17 protein-coding genes are annotated in these 20,671 nt (G+C 68.5%); 4 read left to right on the top strand and 13 right to left on the bottom strand.

Annotation, left to right across the window (positions count from 1 at the left end; all coding sequences use genetic code 11):
- Positions 1 to 417: 417 nt before the first annotated feature.
- Positions 418 to 1,293: an RNA polymerase sigma-70 factor gene (locus AB0M24_RS30285; RefSeq protein WP_363775368.1), complete on the bottom strand. Its 876-nt coding sequence runs from the start codon at positions 1,291 to 1,293 to the stop codon at positions 418 to 420.
- A 116-nt stretch (positions 1,294 to 1,409) separates the two neighbouring features.
- Here AB0M24_RS30285 and AB0M24_RS30290 point away from each other — a divergent pair, with 116 nt between their 5' ends.
- Entirely contained in the window at positions 1,410 to 1,883 is a 474-nt protein-coding gene (locus tag AB0M24_RS30290) for a carboxymuconolactone decarboxylase family protein (RefSeq protein WP_363775371.1), read from the top strand.
- Here the strand turns inward: AB0M24_RS30290 and AB0M24_RS30295 are convergent.
- Genes AB0M24_RS30295 through AB0M24_RS30305 form a run of 3 tightly spaced genes read right to left on the bottom strand, consistent with a single transcriptional unit; the run spans position 1,880 to position 4,985 of the window.
- Positions 1,880 to 2,935: an amidohydrolase family protein gene (locus AB0M24_RS30295; RefSeq protein ID WP_363775374.1), complete on the bottom strand. Its 1,056-nt coding sequence runs from the start codon at positions 2,933 to 2,935 to the stop codon at positions 1,880 to 1,882. The two genes, AB0M24_RS30290 and AB0M24_RS30295, sit on opposite strands and share 4 nt — an antisense overlap.
- Positions 2,936 to 2,937: 2 nt before the next feature.
- Entirely contained in the window at positions 2,938 to 4,494 is a 1,557-nt protein-coding gene (gene ffh, locus AB0M24_RS30300; RefSeq protein WP_363775377.1) for a signal recognition particle protein, read from the bottom strand.
- A gap of 26 nt (positions 4,495 to 4,520) precedes the next feature.
- The gene (locus tag AB0M24_RS30305) at positions 4,521 to 4,985 is read right to left on the bottom strand and encodes an NUDIX domain-containing protein (RefSeq protein WP_363775380.1); all 465 of its coding nucleotides are present in this window, start codon (positions 4,983 to 4,985) and stop codon (positions 4,521 to 4,523) included.
- 25 nt (positions 4,986 to 5,010) lie between these two features.
- Between AB0M24_RS30305 and AB0M24_RS30310 the strand changes: the two genes are divergently transcribed.
- Entirely contained in the window at positions 5,011 to 8,220 is a 3,210-nt protein-coding gene (locus AB0M24_RS30310) for a hypothetical protein (protein ID WP_363775383.1), read from the top strand.
- Positions 8,221 to 8,284: 64 nt separating this feature from the next.
- Complete coding sequence (locus tag AB0M24_RS30315; protein WP_363775387.1) at positions 8,285 to 8,593, top strand: hypothetical protein; 309 nt, start codon at positions 8,285 to 8,287, stop codon at positions 8,591 to 8,593.
- Here the strand turns inward: AB0M24_RS30315 and AB0M24_RS30320 are convergent.
- The 7 genes from AB0M24_RS30320 to AB0M24_RS30350 form a co-directional block, all read right to left on the bottom strand.
- Positions 8,586 to 9,200, bottom strand: coding sequence for an HAD-IA family hydrolase (locus AB0M24_RS30320; RefSeq protein ID WP_363775390.1), 615 nt, complete (start codon positions 9,198 to 9,200; stop codon positions 8,586 to 8,588). The genes AB0M24_RS30315 and AB0M24_RS30320 overlap by 8 nt on opposite strands.
- Complete coding sequence (locus AB0M24_RS30325) at positions 9,197 to 9,757, bottom strand: AAA family ATPase (protein ID WP_363775393.1); 561 nt, start codon at positions 9,755 to 9,757, stop codon at positions 9,197 to 9,199. Before AB0M24_RS30325 ends, AB0M24_RS30320 begins: the two co-directional genes overlap by 4 nt.
- Positions 9,758 to 9,825: 68 nt before the next feature.
- On the bottom strand, positions 9,826 to 10,836 hold the full coding sequence (locus AB0M24_RS30330) for a hypothetical protein (protein WP_363775396.1): 1,011 nt from the start codon (positions 10,834 to 10,836) through the stop codon (positions 9,826 to 9,828).
- A 364-nt stretch (positions 10,837 to 11,200) separates the two neighbouring features.
- Positions 11,201 to 13,525 (bottom strand): [protein-PII] uridylyltransferase, encoded by a 2,325-nt coding sequence (locus AB0M24_RS30335; RefSeq protein WP_363775399.1) that lies wholly within the window; start codon positions 13,523 to 13,525, stop codon positions 11,201 to 11,203.
- 21 nt (positions 13,526 to 13,546) lie between these two features.
- Positions 13,547 to 13,885, bottom strand: a complete 339-nt coding sequence (locus AB0M24_RS30340; RefSeq protein ID WP_363775402.1) for a P-II family nitrogen regulator — start codon at positions 13,883 to 13,885, stop codon at positions 13,547 to 13,549.
- Entirely contained in the window at positions 13,882 to 15,219 is a 1,338-nt protein-coding gene (locus AB0M24_RS30345) for an ammonium transporter (protein WP_363775405.1), read from the bottom strand. Before AB0M24_RS30345 ends, AB0M24_RS30340 begins: the two co-directional genes overlap by 4 nt.
- A 197-nt stretch (positions 15,220 to 15,416) precedes the next feature.
- Entirely contained in the window at positions 15,417 to 16,409 is a 993-nt protein-coding gene (locus AB0M24_RS30350; RefSeq protein ID WP_363775408.1) for a class I SAM-dependent methyltransferase, read from the bottom strand.
- A gap of 56 nt (positions 16,410 to 16,465) precedes the next feature.
- On the opposite strand from AB0M24_RS30350, the gene AB0M24_RS30355 reads away from it, so the two are divergent.
- Positions 16,466 to 17,236 (top strand): hypothetical protein, encoded by a 771-nt coding sequence (locus AB0M24_RS30355; RefSeq protein ID WP_363775411.1) that lies wholly within the window; start codon positions 16,466 to 16,468, stop codon positions 17,234 to 17,236.
- Here AB0M24_RS30355 and AB0M24_RS30360 read toward each other — a convergent pair whose 3' ends face one another.
- Together AB0M24_RS30360 and AB0M24_RS30365 are read right to left on the bottom strand one after the other, a co-directional pair.
- A complete protein-coding gene (locus tag AB0M24_RS30360; protein WP_363775414.1) occupies positions 17,237 to 19,003 on the bottom strand; it encodes an FtsX-like permease family protein in 1,767 nt (588 codons plus the stop codon). It lies immediately after the preceding gene.
- Positions 19,004 to 19,062: 59 nt separating this feature from the next.
- On the bottom strand, positions 19,063 to 20,580 hold the full coding sequence (locus tag AB0M24_RS30365; RefSeq protein ID WP_363775417.1) for an alpha/beta fold hydrolase: 1,518 nt from the start codon (positions 20,578 to 20,580) through the stop codon (positions 19,063 to 19,065).
- Between the last annotated feature and the right edge of the window lie 91 nt (positions 20,581 to 20,671).

Raw genomic sequence — 20,671 nt, forward strand, 5'->3', positions numbered from 1 at the left:
GCAATCTAGTCACGCCGCGGCTACCTGCGGATGGACAGCGGCCGGCGGTGTGGTTCGTGGAGCATTCAAGATCGGCTCACCTCGCGATCGACGGCGTCTGAAGCACCGATGCTCGACCGGGGCCTCGCGATACGAGTGGAGTGGGGACCGCGATCAGCCGCCCCGAATCCGAGGTTAGCGTGCGGCACTGACGGAAACCGGGCCAAGCATCTGGCCAAAAGATGGTCAGATCGGGTCGCCGCCGAATGTCCTTCTCCTGGTGGTATGGATCGGCAGACAGAGGCTGGTACTAAACCCCTGTTGGCTCGGCGTTGGATGTTGTGCGCGCGTACGGACGGCACAGGCTCGTGGAACGACATGCTGGTGTAGGGGCGGCGTGCGCGCGCGTAAGTACGAGGCGGGGTGCACGGCAAACTCCTAGCGACGCAGAGTCGTCTCCTGCTCCATGTGCGAGAGCTTGTCGGGGTTGCGCACCGCGTACAGGCCGCTGATCAGGCCGTCGTCGATCCGCAGGGCGATCACGGTGTCGAGCTCGCCGCCGAACTTGACGATCAACGCCGGGTGCCCGTTGGCGTGCCCCGGCTCCAGCGTCCAGCCCGAGACCTTGAGCAGGCCGCCGAGGATCAGGCGCGCGACCTTGTCCGAGCCGGTCACCGGGCGCGGCACCGCCTGCTTCACGCCGCCGCCGTCGCCCAGGAGCACGACGTTGGGTGCGAGCAGATCCAGCAGGCCCTGCAGGTCGCCGGTTTCGATCGCGCGCTGGAACGCCGTCAGGGCCTCGCGGGTCGTGGTGGCGGACACGCGCTCGCGCGGGCGGCGGGCGGCCACGTGGGAGCGGGCGCGGTGGGCGATCTGGCGGACGGCGGCGGGGTTCTTGTCGACGGCGGAGGCGATCTCGTCGTAGTCGAGTGAGAAGACCTCGCGCAGGACGAAGACCGCTCGTTCGGTCGGGGTCAGGGTTTCCAGGACCAGCATCATCGCCATCGAGACGCTGTCGGCCAGTTCGACGTCCTCGGCCACGTCCGGGGTGGTCAGGAGCGGTTCGGGGAGCCACGAGCCGACGTAGGACTCCTTGCGGCGGCTCAGGGTGCGCAGCCTGGACAGCGCCTGGCGGGTGACGACGCGGACCAGGTAGGCGCGGTGGTTCTCGACGACCGAGAGATCCACTCCCGACCAGCGCAGCCACGTCTCCTGCAGCACGTCCTCTGCGTCGGCGGCCGAGCCGAGCATCTCGTAGGCGATCGTGAAGAGCAGGTTGCGGTGGCTGACGAACGAGTCGGTGGCGGTGTCCATGAGCACTAAGACACCACTCGAAAGGTTCTTGTGACAGTGGCGTGAGTCACAGTCACAAGAACTGCGGCGGCGGCATCTCGTGGTCGACCAAGTCGAGAACCACGAGGGAGCACATCATGGAACCGCGCTTCGACCTCTTCAGCACCGCGACCGGCACCAAGATCGGCAAGCGGTTCGCCGGGTTGGGCATGGCGCTGCACCAGACGTCGCTGCCGGCGATCACCGCCGAGCTCGTCAGCCTGCGGGCGAGCCAGCTCAACGGGTGCGGCTTCTGCCTCGACATGCACGTCAAGGAAGCCGTCGCGGCCGGTGAGGACCCGATGCGGCTGCACCTGGTCGCCGGCTGGCGGGAGACGACCGTGTTCACCGAGGCCGAGCAGGCCGCGCTGGCGTTCGCCGAGGAGGGCACGAAGAACGTGAGCGTCAGCGACGACACCTGGGCGAACGTCCGCAAGCACTACGACGACGAACAGGTCGCCGCGCTGGTGTGCCTGATCGGGCTCATCAACGCGGCCAACCGGATGGCCGTGATCACGCACCAGAAGGGCGGCTCGTACCAGGCAGGAGCAATGGCCAACTTCGAGAGCTAGTGGATCCTGCCCCTGAGCATGATCATGCGCGGCGACCGCAGGACGTCGAGGTTCACACGCGGATCCTCGTCGTACACCACGATGTCCGCGGCCGCGCCTTCCACCAGGGACGGGAAGCCGAGCCACGAGCGGGCGTTCCACGACGCGGCGCCGATCGCGTCGACGGCGCTCATGCCCACGCGGTGCAAGGAAACGATCTCGTCGACGATGCGGCCGTGCTTGATGCCGCCGCCCGCATCGGTGCCCGCGTAGACCGGCACGCCCGCCTCGATCGCCGACGCCACGGTGGTCGAGACGCGGGCGTGCAACGAGCGCATGTGGTCGGCGTACGCGGGGTACTTGCCGGCCTTGTCGGCGATGCCGGGGAAGGTCTCGATGTTTATCAACGTCGGGACCAGCGCCGTGCCCTGTGAGGCCATCAGCGAGATCGTGTCGTCGGTCAGGCCGGTGCCGTGCTCGATGCAGTCGATACCGGCGTTGATCAGGCCTGGCAACGCGTCCTCGCCGAACACGTGGGCCGTCACGCGAGCACCGGCGTCGTGCGCGACCTTGATCGCGTCGGCAAGCTCCGCATCCGTCCACAGTGGAGCAAGATCTCCCACACCGCGGTCGATCCAGTCGCCGACGAGCTTCACCCAGCCGTCGCCGTACGCGGCCTGTTCGGCAACCGCGCCGGCAAGATCCGACTCGACCTCGACGCCGATGTACGGGATGTACCGCTTCGGACGGGCGATGTGCCGGCCCGACCGGATGATCCGCGGCAGGTCCAGGCGCTCCTGCAACGGCGTCGTGTCGATCGGCGAGCCGCAGTCGCGAATCAGCAACGTGCCCGCGTCGCGGTCGGTGATCGCCTGATCGACGGCCTCGGACAGCTCGACGCCACCCTGCGGGCCCAGGCCGACGTGGCAGTGCGCGTCGACCAGGCCCGGAACCAGGAACCCGCCGTCGACCACGGTCTGGGCGCCCGGCACCGGCTGGGTGCGCACACGACCGTTGACGACCCACAGGTCTCGCGGCTCGCCGTCGGGGAGGACGACGCCGCGCAGGTGCATGGTCACTTCTTCTTGTCGTCGCCGTCGAACTTGAACTTCGACGGGTCGAAGCCGGGCGGAAGCTCGTTCATGCCGCCGCCGAGGTCCGGCATCTTGGGCATGCCACCGGGAGGCATCCCCGGCATTCCGGGCATGCCGCCGGGGAACATCCCGGGGAAGCCGCCCTTGATCTTGGGAGGCGTCGGGCCACGTCCACCCTTGCCCTTCTTCCCCTTCTTGCCCTTGCGGCTCTTGCTGCCGCCACCGCCGCCGAAGCCCATCCGGCCGGCCATCGACGCCATCATCTTGCGGGCCTCGAAGAACCGGTTGACCAGGTCGTTGACGTCACTGACCTTGACGCCCGAACCGTTGGCGATGCGCAGCCGGCGAGAGGCGTTGATCATCTTGGGGTCGTCGCGCTCGGCCGGGGTCATGCCGCGGATGATCGCCTGGATGCGGTCGAGGTGCTTCTCGTCCAGCATCGCGAGCTGGTCCTTCATCTGACCGGCACCGGGGAGCATGCCGAGCAGGTTCGCGATCGGGCCCATCTTGCGGATGGCGAGCATCTGCTCCAGGAAGTCCTCGAGCGTGAGCTGGCCGGTGTGCAGCTTCGCGGCGGCCTTCTCGGCCTGCTCCTGGTCGAAGTGCTGCTCGGCCTGCTCGATCAGCGTGAGGACGTCACCCATGCCGAGGATGCGCGACGCCATCCGGTCCGGGTGGAAGACGTCGAAGTCCTCGAGCTTCTCGCCGTTGGACGCGAAGAGGATCGGCTGGCCGGTGACCTCGCGGACCGACAGCGCGGCACCACCGCGGGCGTCGCCGTCGAGCTTCGTGAGCACGACACCGGTGAAGCCGACACCGTCGCGGAACGCCGTGGCCGTGTTGACCGCGTCCTGACCGACCATCGCGTCGACCACGAACAGGACCTCGTCCGGGTTGACCGCGGCCCGGATGTCGACGGCCTGCTTCATCATCTCCTCGTCGACGCCCAGCCGGCCGGCCGTGTCGACGAGGACGATGTCGTGCTGCTTCGCCTTGGCTTCCTCGACACCGCGCCGCGACACCGAGACCGGGTCGCCCACGCCGTTGCCGGGCTCGGGAGCGAACACGGGCACACCCGCGCGCTCACCGACGACCTGGAGCTGCGTGACGGCGTTCGGGCGCTGCAGGTCGGCCGCGACGAGCAGCGGCGTGTGGCCCTGCCCCTTCAGCCACTTGGCGAGCTTGCCGGCGAGCGTCGTCTTACCGGCACCCTGCAGACCCGCCAGCATGATCACCGACGGCGGGTTCTTCGCCAGGTTCAGCCGCCGCGTCTCGCCACCGAGGACGTTGACGAGCTCCTCGTTGACGATCTTCACGACCTGCTGCGCCGGGTTCAGCGCCTGGTGGACCTCGGAGCCCTTGGCCCGCTCCTTCACCTTGGAGATGAAGTTGCGCACAACGGGCAGCGCGACGTCGGCCTCGAGCAGGGCGACCCTGATCTCGCGCGCGGTGGCGTCGATGTCGGCGTCGCTGAGCCGGCCCTTGCCGCGAAGGCCCTGGAGAACCGTGGTCAGCCGGTCGGAAAGCGTGGAGAACACGCCGTCCAGACTAGCTAACCTCCCCTTCACCCGAGGTGCGGCTCCCCAACGGGCCCCAGCGCGTGCTCCACCCGCAGCCGCATCGACGGGTGCATCCGGAGGCTCGCGATGTCCTCCGGCTTCACGAACAGCACCTGCGTGGACTCGTCGCTGGCCGTCGCCGCACCACCTACTACGTGCGCGCGGAACACCATCGAACACTCTTGGTTGACCGTGCCGTCGTCATAGGCCGTGACGTGCTGTGGATCCGAATACAGGCCCACGAGCCCGGTGATCTCGACGTCGAGCCCGGTCTCTTCCCCGGCCTCCCGGACAGCCGCCTGCGCGAACGTCTCCCCCACGTCGACGATGCCGCCGGGCATCGCCCAATAACCGTCGTCCGCGCGTTCGATCAGCAGAAGTCCTTCCCCGGTGTGGACGGCGACCTGCACCACCGGCCACAACCTGTTCGCTCTCGGCGCAGCGGGGTCGTGGAAGTAGTCCTTCTTCATGGCCGAATGATGCAGGATGCACCGGGTGGGACGGATCTTCCTGAGCTACCACGGCCACGACGAGGGCAACGACATCGCGCTCTACCTGCGCGACGCCCTGCTCGCTGCCGGCTACGAGGACGTCCACGCCTACACCGCGCCCGGCTCGGGCCCGGACGTCTCGCTGCCGTGGAAGGACAGCCTGCGCCGCGAGCTCCTCGGCGCCGACGCCCTGATCGTCGTCACCTCGCCCGGCTCCTACTCGGAGTGGTGCACCTGGGAGTCCGCGGTCTTCCGCGAACGCAAGCCCTCAGCGCCGTGCATCGAGTTCTTCAGCGCTCGCTCGTCGAACCGCGCTCTGCTCAACGACCTCCAAGCCCAACGCGTCGACCACACCTCGTCCGAGTCGTTGGCGGCCGCGCGCGACACGGCGTTGCGCGCTCTCGCGGGTGTGGGTAAGGCCGCGCCTCTCTCTTCGCCCTACCCAGGTCTGAAGGCGTTCGACGAACACCAAGCCTCGCTCTTCTTCGGCCGCGAAGACGACATCCAACGCCTCGCCGAACCTCTGTTGGGCCGCCGCAGGTTCGGCTCTCTTGCGGTGATCGGCCCGTCCGGTGCGGGCAAGTCCTCACTGGTCCGCGCGGGCTTGATCCCGTTGCTGCGGCGTGCGGGCTGGACGATTATCGGCCCGCTGACTCCGTCACAAGGCGTGCTGCCGGTGGTGGACGGGCCCGGACGTCGGCTCGTGGTGCTCGACCAGGCCGAGGAACTGCTCCAGAACGACTCCCGCGAGCTGCTGCACCGGCTCGTGGAGGCGAGCCGCGGCGAGGCCTGGGTCGTCTACACGGTCCGCGCCGACTTCCTCGACGAACTCATGCGCCACGAGGACTTCGAACCGCTCTTCCGCGACAACTTCCTCGTCACGCCCCTCACCAAGGCCGAGCTCCCGGTGGTGGTCAACGGCCCGTTGCGCTCGTTGGGGTGGAGCGTGGACGACGCCGCCCTGGGCCTGATCCAGGAGGACGCCAGCCGCGAGTCGTTGCCGCTGCTGGCCTTCGCGCTGGAGAACCTGTGGCGGCACGTGAACCCCGACGGCAAACTCGCCCCTCGACCCATCACCCGCGCCGAGTACGTGGCTTCCGGCCGCGTGATGGATGTGTTGCGGCGCCAAGCCGACGAGGCCTTCGCGATGGCGCGCGACCTGGTGCGCGACGAGGACGGCTCGTGGCCACCGGTGAAAGAAGCCGAACGTCGAGTGCTGCGAACCCTCCGCCGGCTCGTCGCGGTCGACGAGAGCGGCAAGTTCACCAAACGACCAATCACGGGGCTGCCCGACGACGAACGGCAGCTGCTCGACCCGTTCATCACCAACCGCGTGCTCACCGCGACTCAGCACACCATCGAGGTGGCGCACGAAAGCCTTCTCCTGCACTGGCCTCGCCTCAAGGAAGGGCTGGAACGCGACCACGCCGCACTCAGAGCACGGCGTGAGGTCGAGGACATCGCCGCGGAATGGGTGAAGCACCCGGACCAGCTGATCGCGCCATCACGACTGGTGTCCCTGCTCAGCACGCTCTCGCCGAACGACGACGACACGCGCTGGCCACAACTCGAAGAGACCCTGATGGGGCTGCACTTCTCGGCCAACGCCGTGCAGCTGGTCAAACTCTCGTTGCAGCAACGGGCAGACGACGAGGTACGGCGAGCCAGCGTGCTCGACCCCGACGACGCGTTGCGGTTGCTGGCAGGCGACGACCTCGGCTCCAGGTTGCTGCTGCACGCGCCAGACCTGTCCGGTTGGCGGCAAAGCCTGTTGCGCACCATGGCTTCCACGCATCGGCTGCGGAGGTTCATCGGTCACTCGGGAGGCATCTGGGGCGTCGACTGGTCACCCGACGACACGATGCTCGTCACGGGTTCCAAGGACGGCACGGTCCGCCTCTGGGACGCCGAGACGACCGAGTGCCTGCACGTCTTCCACCACGGGAAAGAACATCGCGGCGACGATCCCGGCTGGGTGCGGTCGGTCGCGTGGTCACCGAACAGCGACGTGATCGCCTCGGTCGCGACGGACGAGACGCTGCGGCTGTGGTCGGCACAGGACCGCCGCGAGCTCAGGGTGATCCCTCTTCCGGACCGCCCCTGGTCGGTTCGCTTCGACAGGGCGGGAGAACGGGTGCTGGTCGCCTGCGCGGACGGCGGCGCCTATCTGTGGGAGACCGTCAGCCGCGACAGGCTTCCCGTCGCGGAAACGAAGAGCGTCGACGAGGAGGGCAAGGCCGTCCGGTTGTGGGACGCGGACATCAACGCCACCGGTGAGACGATCGCGCTGGCCAGGGACGACGGCCGGATCGACCTCGCCAGGCCGGGCTGGGTTCCGCGCAGCACCTTGCCCGTGGCGAGCACCGCTGTGCGTTCCGTCCGCTTCCACCCGCACGAGCCCGATGTGTACGCCACCGGCAGCCAGGACGCGCACGCGGGGATCCGCCCTTCCGCGGCGAGCCTGACCGGACACTCGGACCAGGTCAGGAGGGTGGCGTGGTCTCCGAACGGCAGGAGGCTCGCCACCGCCTCCGCCGACGGGACCGCCCGAGTCTGGGATGTGCTGAACGGCCAGGAGGTGCTGTGCCTGCGCGGCCACGGACAGGGCGTCTGCGACGTCGCGTGGTCACACGGCGGAGACCGGCTGGCGACCGTCGCCGACGACGGCACCCAACGGGTCTGGAAGATCGGCTCGGAACCGGAGACCAAGTGGGTCGACATCCGCGAACCGGTGCGCGCGATGGCCTGGGACCCGGTCGACGACGACCTCTCGACCAGCCGGGACAGCATGAACGAGTTCTCCCAGGCGAACTCGTTGTCCTGGACACCTGACGGACAGCTCCTGGCCGTGGGTTACGTCGACGGATCGGTCGAAGTCTTCCACCGCAGTGGACTCACCCAGCTCCAGCTGACGGACGCCACCGACGGCATCCACGACGTCCAGTGGTCCGCGGACGGGCAGCTGCTCGCGGTCGTCTCGCGCGACCGCTCCTGGTTGCCCAGGGTCTACGACCGCGAAGGCACTCTCCTCGACGCTCCTAAGTGGACTCGGCACTCCGGCTTCCTCCGCGCGGTGGCGTGGCATCCACAACGCCAGGTGTTCGCGGTCGCGGGTGAGGACAACCTGGTCACGGTGAACTCGATGGAAGGCACCCTGTGCAGCTTCCGCGCCCCCAAAACGCTTCACCTCGGCCGCGTGGCATCCGGACGGTGAGCTGCTCGCCGTCGGCTGCGCGGACGCCACGATCCTGCTGCTGCGGATGACCGAAACACTCACCATGACAGCAGAGTTGGCCGGCCACCTCGACGAGGTCACCGCCGTCGCCTGGTCCGCGGACGGCCGCAGCCTGCTCAGCGGGTCCAACGACCGCACGGCACGCGTCTGGGACCCCGAGACTGGCGGCCAGCGCACCGCGCTCATCGGACACACCGCAGCCGTCACCTCGGTGCTGTGGTCACCGGCGGGCCTGGCGGTCACCGGTTCCGCGGACCACACAGCGCGGTACTGGGACACGAGCGACGGCTTCACCCACCCCTTGTCCGGCGGCGACGACCTCATCGCGGAGGCGCGGCGCCGGATCAGTTGATGCCGTGCCGCGCCAGAGCCTCCAGCAGCACCGGTTCACGACGCCCGACCGGTGCCGTCGCGATCTGCGCGAACTGAAGCCCGGCAGAGACCGCGGCCCCATCGGAAACGGGATCGTCGCCGACGTACAAACACTCGGACGGAGCAACGTCCAACCGCACGCAGGCCGCCTCGAACGCCCGAGCAGAAGGCTTCGAAACGCCGATCTCGAACGACAAGGCGAAGGCGTCGACGGACAACGACTCGCGGGAGAACACCGAGCGGATGTCCCAAGAGATGTTCGACAGCACCCCGACCTTCAACGGCCGCGCCACCGCCAGAGCCGAAGCCGCGTCGGGGTAGGGCAGCCAGTACGCCGGGTCGTGCAGGCGCTGGAACAAGGAGTCCGGCATCGTCAGTCCTGCCAGGCGGAACAGGGTCCAGTAGGCCGAGCGGTTGGCCAGCGGGGTGAGGTCGCGGGCGTCCCACACCGCTCGCTCGGCCGCGTTCATGCGCGCCACGTACGGAGCCGGGGCGCGCAGGACCGAGAGGTGCGGCGGGGAGAGCCAGCGGGTGGTGGGACGCCCGAACAGGGTGCCTGCGAAGTCGAAGAGGACAGCCTTGATCACGACACCATGATGCGCAGACCACCCGAGGTTCCCGCACGGGTGAGCAGCGTCACGCCGCTGAAGCCGAAGGGCACCCAGCCCGCCTCGAACTGGGAACGCATCGAGGCACCCCGTCGGACATGTCGCTCGAAAGCGTGAGTGCGGACCACTCGCCGGCGGGCGATCTGGCCGTCCAGGGCCTGGGCCGCCGAGGCGTCGAGCCACAGGAAGTGGCGGGAACGCCCCGACAGCAGGCCTGCCAGGACGAGCATGAAACGCGTGCCGGGACGGGTGGACGGCTCGTGCACCACCAGCAGGCCGGCGCAGAAGAGCGCTGACCAGAACACCCGCAGCCGGTGCGTGAGGTGCACGACGACGCGCCAGTACTTGTACGGCAGCCGCACGCGCGGTTCGAGCCACAGACGGACCTGGTCGGAGTCGAGCACGGTGACCGGTTCGTCCGCGTCGAGGCGGCTGAGCAGCGTCGTCTTGCCCGCGCCGGGGATGCCGGCGAGGACCACGAGCGAGCGTGGCGCGACTCGGACGACTGCGGTCTGCGTGTTCAACACGGCGGTCATGTCCTAGAAGACGTTCTGACCTTCCTTCTCGTTCAGTTTGGTCCGAATTCAGGCGAAATGCACAGGTTTCACCGCCACACGACTGCCCGCCACGTGCCGTCCGCGAAACCTGCGATGCCGATGACCTGGCCGTTCTCGGTCAAACCCGACACGGCGCTGCGGTTCGAACCCGAGAGCACCGGCAGCGCTGTCTGCACGCCGGCTGTATTCCACGTCACAGCCCACGAACCGGCGGTGCCCGCGACAGTGCCCGCGTTGTTGACCTTCTGCGCGGCGGACGGGGCCGGGGCCAGCGGTTGGGCGGTGGTGAACTCGGAGGCCTCCCAGCGGACGGCCTGCGAGCCCGAGACGCCGACCGCCCAGCCGTTGTCGGAGATGTCACGCGGGCTGGTGCCGGCGCCCAGCAGCGAGCGACGACGACCGAGCCAGAGCACGCCCTCGCCGCCGGACGTGCCCACGGCGTCGGCGGCCTCGTTGTGGCCGGACAGCAAAGCACCGTGGTTGTCGTAGACGTAGAGGCCGCTGTCCCACCGCGCCGGCTGGTCACCCGAGTAACCGATCACCGTGCCGGACTGGGTGAGGTAGCGCCCGGAACCCTCACCGAGAACCGTGGCCACCCCGGCGCTGTCCCACACGACCGCGTGGCTCACGCCGTTGATCACCGCGTTCCCGGTGACCGAACCGGAGTCGTTGACGTCGTACGCGACCCCGCTGGCCGCACCCGGCACGGTCAACACGGTCAGCGAACCACTGAAGTCCCACCGGGCCGGTTGTGCGCGACCAGTCGAGTCGACGGCGTAGCCCACGACGATGCGCTGGCTGTTGATGGCGGCCGCCCACGTGTCGGAACCGAGGTCGGCCAGCTTCTTCACGGGTGCGCCTGGATCCCAGCGCACCGCGTGCTGCGAGACGCCCGCCGAAACCCCTGCGACGGCGCCACCTTCGTTGATGTCCTGCGCGGTGCTGCGCGTGTCTCCCGGCAACGTGCCGAGGTCCTCGACGCCGGCAGCACGCGCTACCGGCCCGGACAAGGAGACGACGACGGCCACGACGCAGGCCAATGACAGTTTGTTCTTCACGATGCATACCCCCAGCTTCGCGAATCCCTTACCTGCCACCCTGCCCGCGTCGCGCCGCCGTTGTCCAGCAAGCTGTCTCGTTGTCAGCGCCGGAGAACCGCTTGGGGGAAGCCAGGCGCGGACAGGACGAGAACGGATCTGCGCACAAGGGGAAACACCGGCCGGAGCGTCGGGCGGTGACATTGCACGGTGCCTCCCCCAGCGCCGCGAATGATCACTGCCGGCCTGCCCCGGCCGGGTCAACCCGTCCAGAAAGTGTTCCACCCCTCGAGGACGCTTTCCGGACACCACAAGACTGCAAGGTTCCGGAACAGGAAAGGAGCGTGAGCACCCCCGAGTGGTTGTGCGTAGAGCTACTCAACCACTACCTGGCCGCCTCCAGCACCGCCCGTTCGATCCGCTTCCGGTCCAGGTCGGTGGCCGTGATGCTGAACGAGTCAACCACCGTCGCGCCCAACGTCGACACGCGCGCCCACTGCACGTCTACGCCGCACTGCTCCAACGCGCCGGCCACGCGGTGCAGCAGCCCGATCCGGTCGGCCGCGCGCAGCTCCAGCACCACCGCGCCGGTCGCCTCGTCGTCGAACCAGAGCACCTTCGCGGGCGGCGGGTCGAGCGGCGGGCCACCGTAGTCGCGTTCCTTCGCGGCGAGCTTGTCCGCCAACGGCAACGAGCCCTCGATCGCCCGCGCCAGCTGTTCGCGCAGCAGCGACGCGTCCGGCAGCGAGCCGAAGCGCGGCGACACCGTGAACGCGTCCACCGTCGCGCCACCGTGCGAGCGCAACGTCGCAGCGTGGACCTCCAGCGAGTTCAACGCGAGCACGCCGGCGGCCTTGGACAGCACGCCGGGCCGGTCCGGCACGAGCACCGTCACGATCGCCGCGTGGTCCTGCTTCTCCAGCAGCACGTCCGGTTTTCCGGACGCCGCAACACGTTCCGCCATTGCCACGTGCGCGGGGTCGAGCGGTTCCGGTTTGGGCAACGCCTCGCCGGCCATCGCCTTGCGGCAGCGGGCGACCAGGTCGGCCATCAGCGAGGCCTTCCAGTCCGTCCACACACCCGGACCGGTCGCGAGAGAGTCGGCTTCCGCCAAGGCGTACAACAGTTCCAGCAGAACGGGATCGCCACCGAGCGTCTCCACGACGCGGTGCACTGTCGCCTCGTCCTCGACGTCACGCCGTGTCGCGGTGTGCGGCAACAGAAGATGGTGCCGGACCATCATCGACAACGTCTCGACGTCCTGCGGCCACAACCCGATCCGCTCACCGATCTGGGTCGCCAGCGCGGCACCCACCTCGGAGTGGTCCTGCTGCCGCCCCTTGCCGATGTCGTGGACCAACGCGCCGAGCAGCAACAGGTCCGGCCGGGACACCGTGGTCACCAGCCGGGCGGCGTGCGCCACCGTCTGCACGAGATGCCGGTCGACCGTCCACATGTGCGCGGCGTCGCGCGGAGGAAGATCCCGGACAGCGCCCCACTCGGGGAACAACCGGCCCCACAGGTCCGTGCGGTCCAACGCCTCCACGACGTCCACGAGTCCGGTGCCGCTGCCCAGCAACGCCAACAGCTCCTCGCGGGCCTCGCGCGGCCACGGCTGGCGCAGTTCGGGCGCCGAGTCCGCGAGCCGGGACAGCGTGCCGGTCGCGATCGGGTGCTTGCTGCGTGCCGCCGCCGTCGCGACGCGCAACAACAACGCGGGATCACGGCTGGGAATCGCGTCACGGGCCAGCGACACCTCAGACCCGTGCAGCACAACACCTTCGTCCAACGGGCGGCGTGGTGGCTGTCCGCGGAGGAACGCCCCGAGCCCGCGTTTCGGTGCGGCCGCACGAGCCGCGCGGGTCGCCACGTCGAACGCGTAGACGACAGTGCGTGCGGCGGAAGAAAGCGAACGGGCCAAAGCGAACCGGTCGGCCAAACCGAGAGCGGAGGCCACCTCGTCACCGTCCTGCGCCCGCAGCACGTCACGAGGCTTGCGAGCGACCCGGCGAAGTTCGGTGCGCACGTCCAGCAACAGCTTGCGCGCCTCGTCCACGTCGGCGGAGGGCCGATCCACGAGCTGTGCCAACGACAGCGCGTCCAAAATGGTCAGATCGCGCAGGCCACCCCGCCCGTGCTTCAGATCGGGTTCGACGCGGTGCGCGATCTCGCCGCTGCGGGCCCAGCGCTTCTGCGACGACTCGGCGATCTCGTCCAGCCGGTTGCGCACGTTGCCGCGCCACGCCTGCTTCGCACCGTCGGCGAGCTTGACCGTGACCTCCGGATCGCCGGCGATGTGCCGGATGTCCAGCAGTCCCAACGCAGTGCGCAGATCGCCCGCGGCGACCCGCAGAGCCTCACCGACGGTCCGGACCGAGTGGTCGAGCCCGATGCCGGAGTTCCACAACGGGTACCAGAGCTTCTCGGCGACCTCGTCGATGTTCTTGACACCGCTGTGCACCAGCACCAGGTCGAGGTCGGAGTAGGGCACGAGCTCGCGCCGCCCCAGCCCGCCGACCGCCACGAGCGCGATACCCGATCCGGATATCCCCGCTCCCCCCGCGTGTTTGGTCAACCAGAACTCGTGCAGGTCCACGAGTGCTTCGCGCAAAGGTTCGGCGGCCAAGCGACGACGACCTGGGGCGAGCAGGCGTTCGCGCGCTCGCACCAGGTCGTCAGCCGTGACGACGGCCGTTTCGTTGTTCTCCACGGGCCGTCTCCCCAAGATTAGTTACAGCGCATCCGATCCACGTTCACCCGTACGAACACGGACGACTGTGTCGACCGGAGTCACCCACACCTTGCCGTCGCCGATCTTGCCGGTGCGGGCGGCCTCGACGACCGCTTCCAGCACCTTCTCGACCTGCGTGTCGTCGATGACGACCTCGATCTTGATCTTCGGCACGAAGTCCACCGAGTACTCGGCGCCGCGGTAGACCTCGGTGTGGCCCTTCTGGCGGCCGTAGCCCTGCACCTCGCTGACGGTCATGCCCAGCACCCCGAGCTGCTCAAGGGAGCTCTTCACGTCGTCGAGCGTGAACGGCTTGATGATCGCGGTGACCAGCTTCATTTCTTGTTGCTCCCCTCGAGAACCGCGGTCGCACCCGCGGCCACACTGCCCTTGTTCGCACCGCGGGCGCTGGAGAACGCGCCGAACTCGTAGGCCGACTCGGCGTGCTCCGCCTCGTCGATGCCACCCACCTCGGACTCTTCGTCAGCGCGGAAGCCGACCGTCTTGTTCACCACGAACGCGATGATGAACGTGAGGACGAACGAGAAGGCGAGCACCGCGACGGCCGCGATGGCCTGCTTGCCGAGGAGACCGAAGCCACCGCCGTAGAACAGGCCGTCCGCGCCGGCCGAGTTGATGCTGGTGGTGCCGAAGAAGCCGATCAGCAGCGTACCGACGAGGCCGCCGACGAGGTGGACACCGACGACGTCGAGCGAGTCGTCGTAGCCGAAGCGGAACTTGAGGCCGACGGCGAGGCTGCACAGCGCACCGGCGATGACACCGATCGCGATGGCGCCGAGCGGGCTGACGAACGCACACGCCGGGGTGATGGCGACGAGGCCGGCGACCGCACCGGACGCGGCACCGAGCGTGGTCGGCTTGCCGTCGCGGAACTGCTCGACGAGCAGCCAGCCGAGGACGGCGGCGGCGGTGGCGACGGTGGTCGTGGTGAACGCGACGGCGGCGGTCTCGTTGGCACCCAGCGCCGAACCGGCGTTGAAGCCGTACCAGCCGAACCACAGCAGAGCGGCACCGAGCAGCACGAACGGGAGGTTGTGCGGCCGCATGGGCTCCTTCGGCCAGCCCTTGCGCTTGCCGAGCACCAGCGCGACCGCGAGACCCGCGGCACCGGCGTTGATGTGGACCGCGGTACCACCGGCGAAGTCGAGAGCCTTGAGGTTGTTCGCGATCCAGCCACCGACGACCGAGCCGTCAGCGCTCGAGAAGGCGAACACCCAGTGCGCCACCGGGAAGTACACGATCGTCACCCAGAGGCCGATGAACAGCGTCCAGCCCCAGAACTTCGCGCGATCGGCGATCGCACCGGAGATCAGGGCGGGCGTGATGATCGCGAACATCAGCTGGAACATCACGAACGCCATCGTCGGGAACTGGTGGTCCGCCGGACCGCCCACCGTGCCGAAGATGCCCTTCAGCCCGATGTTGTCGAAGTTGCCCAGCAGGCCGGCACCGAGGTCGTTGCCGAACGCCAGGCTGTAGCCGTACAACACCCACAGGATGCTGACCACGGCCAGGGAAATGAAGCTCATCATGAGCATGTTCAGGACGCTCTTGGATCGGACCATGCCCCCGTAGAAGAAGGCCAGGCCCGGCGTCATGAGCATGACCAGCGCTGCGCTGATCAGCACCCAGGCCGTGTCACCTGTGTTCACTTCGACCTCCACTGCACGTCGGTTGCAGGGAGCATCGAGATGTCCTGTTTCCCCCACTTACGCCGAACGTTTCGCGGAGGTGAACTGACGACCTGGACGTGTTACGTCTGCGTTTCGCGCCGTTCACGGTCTCGATTCGGCCACCTCACGGCACACAGGGGATAACGAGAAGTAGTCGCCGGCCTCACTCGTCCGGGTCACGCCTCCCTGGGTTTGCGCGCCACCACACACCGGCCGAAGTCGGTCACCGCGATCCGCACGAGCTCGAACCCCACGGCCTCAGCCTCGGCCGCCAGGTCCTCCGCGGGCCTGCCGAACGGCACTCCCCACCCCTGGTAGACCAGCCGCCGCAACCGGTAGGCGCCCAGCCCGTCGCCCTCGGGTTCGGACTCCATCTCCTGCAGGAACAGTTCGCCGCCGGGCTCCAGGGCGCCGAGGATCATCGCGAGCGTGCCGGGCCTGCTGTCCTCGGGGAAGAACGGCTGCGCCCAGAACGCCCCGGCGAACGCGTCCCGTTCCGCGAAGTCACGCGCGTCCAGGCACCGGATGTCGACGCGATCGGCGACGCCCAGTTCCTCGGCCCGCCGCTGCGCCTCCTTGGCCACGGTCGGCAGCAGCTCGATCGCCGTCGCCCGCATCTCCGGGTGCGTCGAGGCGAGCGAGAGCGTGGCGCCGGCGACCCCGCAGCCGATGTCGAGCCACCGGCCACGGCTGATCGCGGCCGGGATCTCGTCGAGCTGAGCGAGCAACAAGGCGTAGACCGCCGCGCCGATCTCGCCCGCCCTGCCTCCCGCCGCTTTCGCGATGGCCAGCGCGTCCGGCTCGGTCAGCGGTGCGTCGATCTCCGGCACCGCGCGCAGCAGCACCAACGCGTTGTCCACGGCGTCGTCCAGCCCGATGAACGCGTCAGGGGCGCTGAACTCGCGGAACTCCGAGGTGAGCCGCACGGTCCCGTTCACCTCAGCGATCCCGTGCGCGGTCAGCACGTCGACTACGTCTCGCACGCGCGACACGGGCAGGCCGCTGAACGTGGCGAGTGCGTCGAACTCGCGGGGCTCGCCGAGAAACCGCAGCCAGCCCTTGTCCCGCAGCAAGTCGACGAGGGCCAGCATCTGCGCGCCCGCCGACCAGGACGACAGCTTCGCCTCAGCGGCCATGGCGAGCTGGAACCGTTCCACCGGAGAGGTCATCTGCCCATGATCTCGGATTCGCGCGGTTCCGCCATTTCGTTCGCTACCGTCGGGTCATGCGCCGTTCGGAGATCGCGGTCGCCGCCGTGGCCGGTCTGGTGCTCACCGGTGTCACCTGGTCCTTCGTCGCCCGGCCTGCCGACGAGGCGCCGCCACCGGTCGTGGTGCCGACGCTCGCGGAGGAACCCGTGCTCGTCGAGATCTCGCGGTCGGGCGCGGAGGGCTGGACCCTCGTCTCGGCGACGCACGTGGACCAGCTGACGCCGTCGCCCGCGACCGGTCCGGTCGAGCCGTCGCGGAGCTGTGACGAGCCGTACCGGATGCTGAACGGCATCGCCCACGCGAAGTCTCCGACCATCAACGTCAGGGTGATCTCGAAGCCGTTCCGAGAAGTACAGGTCACCGATGTGCGCATCAGCCACGTGAGATCGTGGCCGTACTTCACGTCTCCCTCGTACCTCTACCACTGCACGCCGCAGGAACCTCGCGGCAGGAAGACCTTCGACTCGCAGTACGAGGTGACCGCGCACGAGCACTTCTCCTGGAAGGCGCGCCGGCAGGACGACACGACACTGCCGTGGCAGTTCTCCGGGCAGAACGTCCAGGAGAAGTCCGTCAGTGCCACTGTGCTCGCGCACGACAAGAGGTACGAGTGGAAGGTCGTGGTCGAGTACGTGCACCAGGGACGGACCTCGACCATCATGCGGCTCGCCGACCAGGGCGGGGAGCTGTTCGTCTCCGGGCCGGGGCCTCGCGAGGAGGACGCGCACGCCAACCGGGTGTGGTGCGGTCCGCCGCACCCGAGGTGGGGCGACGGGAGCTGCTGATCATTCGCGGCGGACGACCTCGGCGTGAGTGCTCTGACTCAGCAACACCAACGGAGTCGCCGCGATCAGCAACGCGGCTGCCAGACCGCTCGCGACCACGACCGCGAACCCGAGCGTCGGCAGCGGGCCACGAGTCGCGAACAACGTCACGACGCCCAGCAGAACACCGAGACCCGTCATCGCCACCAGCGGCACCGAGGTCTCCAGCAGCACGACCTTCCGCAGCTGACCGACCGTCGTGCCGGCCGCCCGCAGCAACGCGAACGAGCGCCGCCGTTCGAGCACGCCTCCCACCGCGCCGGTCGCGACACCGCAGGCCGCCACCACCACGACGGCCGCGATGGCGAAGTGGACGGCGGTTTCGACGTCGCCCCAGAACCGTTGCTCTCGCAGCACGAACTCGCGGCGGGTGTTGATGATGGCGCGCGGGGCGGCCACGGCCTCGCGGGTGCGGATGCGTTCCTCGTCCTCCACCGTGCCGTCGCTGACGATCTCGCGGTCACGGCCGTCGAACACGGTCACGACGCCCGGTGGTGTCCCGGTGCCGGGCTCGTCCCCGTACGCGCTGACCAGACCGCTCAGATAGGTCGCCGCGAAGGCCGCGAACACCAGCGCACTCGCCGCGCGGAACGACGCCTTCGGGTCGTGTTCGATCCGACGCCCGGCCAGCACCGCGGTGGCGCTGGACGCCCGTGCCAGCAGATGACCGACCTGCAGACACACCCACGGACCCACCACCGCGACACCCACGAGCGTCGCGATCACGAACAACGACGTCAGCTCCGCGAAGCCCGGCAGGTAGGACGTCAGGAACAGCCCGAAGATCCCGATCGCCAACGGCAACGCCCGCAAGGCGTTCGGCGGTTTCGACGCGGCGCGCCGCAAGACCCCGAGAGGGCCGATGTTCACGCGGTGCAACGAGATCACCGAGACCGCGACCGCCAGCAACGGCACGAGCACCAGCACGACCAGCGGCGCCCGGACGTCGACGGCGTGGAAGTGGAAACCCTGGTAGGTCAACGAAGAAGCGAGCCAGCGCCGTCCGCCCTCGTAGGCGAGCCAGCCGAGAACGGTCCCCGCGACCGCCGCGATCCCGGTCTCGGCGGCGGCGATCAACGCCGTCTGCAACCTCGTGGCACCGACGAGCCGAAGAGCCGCCAGCCGCCGTTCCCGTTGCGCCGCGGCGATTCTGGTCGCCATCGCCACGAACACCACCACAGGCACGAGCAGCACCAGAGCCGCGAACCCGAGGATCACCCGCGCGAACACGAAGAACGCGTGGTCGGGCTCGGTGGCGATGCCCGACGCCCGGAACATGCCCGGCACCTCACCGCCGACCACGGCGACGAGCTGTTCCGGGTGGGCCAGCGACTCCACCGGAATCGTGCCCACGACGACGCCGGGATACCGATCGTCGAGCTGATCGTCCGGAGTGGACTCGAACAACCTCTGCATCGCCGGTGAGGCAACGACTTCACCGTCGCGCGGCAGCGAGAACCCAGGTGGCGACAGACCGGCACCCGACACGTGGATCCGCAGCATCTCCTCGCCGCGGAAGTAGTCGGTGACGGCCAGCCACTTCACATCAGCGGACCCCGGCGTGTCGGCGCGCGTGTACTGCCACGCCGAACGATCGGAACGCCCCTGCAACGCGCTTTGCGCCGTGAGGCAGAGCATCAGCACCATGACACCCACGGCCACACCGGCTGCGGTGAACGCGAACCGCGCCCACGCAGACCTTCCACGAGGCCACCACAGGCCAGCCATGCGCAGCACTATACCCCCGGCGTATACACCGGGGGTATAGTCAACTACCTGCTAAAACCTTAGAACGGGCCTGCGATCTTCGGCTTGGCCGACAGCACACCGGCCTCCTGCACCGACGGCTCCACCGCGGCGCACGTGGTGCCGTTGCGCGGCAGCTTCAGCGACACCAGGTACTCGTTGTTGATCTTCAGCGTGCAGTCGCTGCGGTCGTAGACGCCGTGGCCCCAGCCTTCGTAGGTCACGAAGACCGTGGTGTCACGGGACTGCCGGTGCGCGTTGACCGCCCACTCGTAGACCGTCGCGGTGTCGTACCGCGAGTTGGTCATGAGGATCTTCGGCGCGCCCTTGATCTTCAGCGGCCGCTGCGCGTTCGTGGCCTTCGGGAACCCGACGCAGCCCATCATCGCGCCGTGGCCGATCGACGAGCCGACGCTGTCCGGCGCGATGCGGTTCTCCATGGCGTTGAGCGCCTGGTACTCACCCCAGGAGCCGACGCGCAGGTTGTAGTCGTTGCAGAAGATGCCCGCGAACGGGTTCTCGTACGTCTCGCCCTCGGCGAACTTCGCGGCCACCGGCGCACCGGAGGCGAGCGTCGCGATGTAGTCCGCGAACGGCTTGAACGCCGGGCCGTAGCCCATGCCGACGATGTTCCCGCCGAGGTTCTCGCGGGTGATCACGCGGCCGTTCTGGTCCTTCAGCTCACCGCGGCCGGCCTTGGCCAGCAGGTCCTTCCAGATCTTGCGGAGGTCCTTGCCGTAGAACGGCGACGACGGCGTGCGGTCGCTCCACTTGACCCACTCGTTGAACATGTCCTGCGCACCGCGGGCCTCGGTCTCGAGGAACTTCCACGTGCCGAGGCTGTGGTCCATGTTCGAGTCGATGATCATCGCGCGGATGTTCTTGCCGTACTGCGCCGCGTAGTGCTGGCCCATGATCGTGCCGTACGAGACGCCGTAGTAGCTGATCTTCTTCTCGCCGAGCGCGCGACGGATCGAGTCGATGTCGTTCGCCACGTCGTAGGTCGACGCGTGGTCGAAGATCGCGCCGGAGACCTTGCGGCAGTCCGCGCGGAGCTCCTTGTTGAACGCGACCAGCTTGTCGAACTCGTCCTTGGTCTTCGGGTACTCGGACGGCTGGCGCTGCAGCACGTCGCCGGAGCACTTGATCGGCTGCGACCGCGCGACACCACGCGGGTCGAACCCGATGACGTCGAACTTGTCGACGATCTCCTTGCTGAAGTACCGGTCGGCGCCGAACGAGAAGTCGACGCCGGAACCACCGGGGCCACCGGGGTTGATGACCATCGAGCCGATCTTGTTCGCCTGGTCGTTCGCCTTTCTGCGCGACACGGCCAGCTTGAACTTCTCGCCGTTCGGCTTGGCGTAGTCGATCGGCAGCTCGAGGAAGCCGCAGTCGACGGTCGGAACTTCCTCGCACGGCTTCCACTCGATCGCGCCGACCTTGTAGCCGGCGGCCTCCGGCTGCCCTTCCGGAGCCGCGACCGCGATCTGAGCCGCGCCCAAGACCAATGCAGAACTCGCGAGCGCGGCCCCGAAGGCGCGCACCACTGGTTGCATGACGGATTTCCTCCCTAGATCCCCGATCTTGCGGGAGGAAACGCTTCCACCGGTGGTGTGACGCAGACAACCAACGAGGGTATGGAGTGGA

The sequence above is a fragment of the Lentzea sp. NPDC051838 genome (assembly GCF_040681245.1).
Taxonomy (GTDB): Bacteria; Actinomycetota; Actinomycetes; order Mycobacteriales; family Pseudonocardiaceae; genus Lentzea.

What these genes read in the sequence shown, in the direction of transcription:
- AB0M24_RS30285 (WP_363775368.1), bottom strand. Translation starts at nt 1,293, where the DNA reads ATGGACACCGCCACCGACTCGTTCGTCAGCCACCGCAACCTGCTCTTC.
- AB0M24_RS30290 (WP_363775371.1), top strand. Translation starts at nt 1,410, where the DNA reads ATGGAACCGCGCTTCGACCTCTTCAGCACCGCGACCGGCACCAAGATC.
- AB0M24_RS30295 (WP_363775374.1), bottom strand. Translation starts at nt 2,935, where the DNA reads ATGCACCTGCGCGGCGTCGTCCTCCCCGACGGCGAGCCGCGAGACCTG.
- AB0M24_RS30305 (WP_363775380.1), bottom strand. Translation starts at nt 4,985, where the DNA reads ATGAAGAAGGACTACTTCCACGACCCCGCTGCGCCGAGAGCGAACAGG.
- AB0M24_RS30315 (WP_363775387.1), top strand. Translation starts at nt 8,285, where the DNA reads ATGACAGCAGAGTTGGCCGGCCACCTCGACGAGGTCACCGCCGTCGCC.
- AB0M24_RS30325 (WP_363775393.1), bottom strand. Translation starts at nt 9,757, where the DNA reads ATGACCGCCGTGTTGAACACGCAGACCGCAGTCGTCCGAGTCGCGCCA.
- AB0M24_RS30340 (WP_363775402.1), bottom strand. Translation starts at nt 13,885, where the DNA reads ATGAAGCTGGTCACCGCGATCATCAAGCCGTTCACGCTCGACGACGTG.
- AB0M24_RS30350 (WP_363775408.1), bottom strand. Translation starts at nt 16,409, where the DNA reads ATGACCTCTCCGGTGGAACGGTTCCAGCTCGCCATGGCCGCTGAGGCG.
- AB0M24_RS30355 (WP_363775411.1), top strand. Translation starts at nt 16,466, where the DNA reads ATGCGCCGTTCGGAGATCGCGGTCGCCGCCGTGGCCGGTCTGGTGCTC.
- AB0M24_RS30360 (WP_363775414.1), bottom strand. Translation starts at nt 19,003, where the DNA reads ATGGCTGGCCTGTGGTGGCCTCGTGGAAGGTCTGCGTGGGCGCGGTTC.
- AB0M24_RS30365 (WP_363775417.1), bottom strand. Translation starts at nt 20,580, where the DNA reads ATGCAACCAGTGGTGCGCGCCTTCGGGGCCGCGCTCGCGAGTTCTGCA.